1 protein-coding gene and 1 pseudogene are annotated in these 1,857 nt (G+C 26.3%); both read right to left on the bottom strand.

The genetic code is table 11. From position 1 onward, the window contains the following. Positions 1 to 498 precede the first annotated feature (498 nt). The gene (locus ACOYLT_RS11815; RefSeq protein WP_422854036.1) at positions 499 to 1,557 is read right to left on the bottom strand and encodes a glycosyltransferase family 9 protein; all 1,059 of its coding nucleotides are present in this window, start codon (positions 1,555 to 1,557) and stop codon (positions 499 to 501) included. Between the two features lie 16 nt (positions 1,558 to 1,573). Further along, positions 1,574 to 1,857 (bottom strand): annotated as a pseudogene (locus ACOYLT_RS11810) (2,3,4,5-tetrahydropyridine-2,6-dicarboxylate N-succinyltransferase); the annotation flags it as partial.

The raw sequence follows: 1,857 nt of genomic DNA, 5'->3' as shown, positions 1-1,857 counted from the left end.
TGGGATTCCAAATTTTTTCGATTTCCTGTAGGTCATTTGTATATTGAAAAAGACTTATCTGATACAAGTGTCATAAATTCAAATGATTTTACTTTTTTCCAAGTAAGAAGTGAATTGTTTATATATTTAAAGAGATACTTATTCATTATCTATCGTATGTGAAAAAAAATATCTTTAGTAGAATCAAATAAAAAAATCTATTAATTTTATAAACAATCAATATAATAGAATTTATTTTACACAAGTCGTATCAATCTATATATCAACATCATATTCTCTAAATAGATTATTGAGTTATGTTTTCAAATCAATCGAACTGAAGAAAAATTATCATCTAAAACTGATAACAGTCAACGGTCATAAATTTATAGTTTAAATAAGAAAAAATATAAGAATTAATTTATTTTGAGCTCACTTAATTTGTTTGAATTCAGTCCTCTAAGTTTAAATGTGTAAAAAATCGATATCGGAATTTCTTTTAGATTTATAGCTTATAGTTTAGTTTTCATTAAGATATTTTAATAAATCGGAGAAAATTAATTTAGGCTCAAATTTTTTATATAATTCAATTGCTTTATCCTTCATTTCTTTAGCCGATTTATTGCCATATAATTCAGGTTTAAGATCTTTTAAATGTATTGAAACATATTTTTTTCCATCTTCAAATGAATTCCATGATATTTTATTTATCCAAGTAGAAAATATCGTAAATGTTGGTTTATCAATTGCTTTTGCCATATTAATTGCTCCACCTTCATTTCCAATTAAAGCATCACAATGATAGGCAATAGATAAAAATTCTCGAATACTCCCAGGAACAACATTTATTTTTATATTTTTTTGAGTTTCTAGTTTACATAAATCAAAAATAACTTTGGCTTCTTTTTTTTGCGATGGCATATAATTGAAAAGTAAAGATGCATTTGAGTTTTCAACTATAAAATCTAAAACTTTAGCCATATATTCAAAAGGATAGGTTTTTTCATTTCCACTTCCTAAAACTCCAATCATGTATAGTTTTTTGGAAAAATCAATGTCGTGTTTTATTAAAATTTCTTTACCTGATAATATTTCATTTTCATTAAAAAAAATTTTTGGTTTAATATCTAAATAGATTGTTCCTGAAAGAGGTGATAAAAGATTTAATCTGTTTTCAAGAGCGTAACCTGCATTCATTTTTGTTATTTTAATATCATCAACTTTATTATTATAAATAAAATTAAAACTAGTTTTCTTATATCCAATTTTAACTCTAGCTGCAGAAAAAAGAACAACTAATTTGCTTTCTAATTTGCAGTATGCATCGATTACAATATCATAATTTTCTTTCCTGACTTTAATTAAAAACTTTAAAAAAGAAAGTTTGTTGGTTTGATATTTTTCTTCAAAAATTATAAGATTATCAATATTAGGATTGTTTTCAACAACAGGTTTTGTAAAATTATTTATCATGTAATCGATTTGTGCTTCAGGATAAATTTGTTTCAAATTATTACAAATTATACTGCTTGCAAGAACATCACCAATCATTTTTATTTGTATTACAAGTATCTTCATTGGGATAAATTATGAATTACACCGCCACATCATATTCTCTCAACGCATCATTGAGGGATGTTTTTAAATCAGTCGATGGTTTTCTAGTTCCAATAATCAAAGCACACGGCACCTGAAACTCGCCGGCAGCAAATTTCTTAGTATAACTTCCCGGAATTACAACGGAACGAGCTGGTACAAATCCTTTGTGTTCAATAGGTTCACTTCCTGTAACATCAATAATTTTTGTAGAGGCAGTCAAACAAACATTGGCACCAAGAACGGCTTCTTTTTCCACCCGAACTCCTTCTACAACAATAC

This window comes from Flavobacterium sp. (assembly GCF_049318185.1).
Lineage (GTDB): Bacteria > Bacteroidota > Bacteroidia > Flavobacteriales > Flavobacteriaceae > Flavobacterium.
This window is presented reverse-complemented; position numbering and strand designations above follow the sequence as displayed.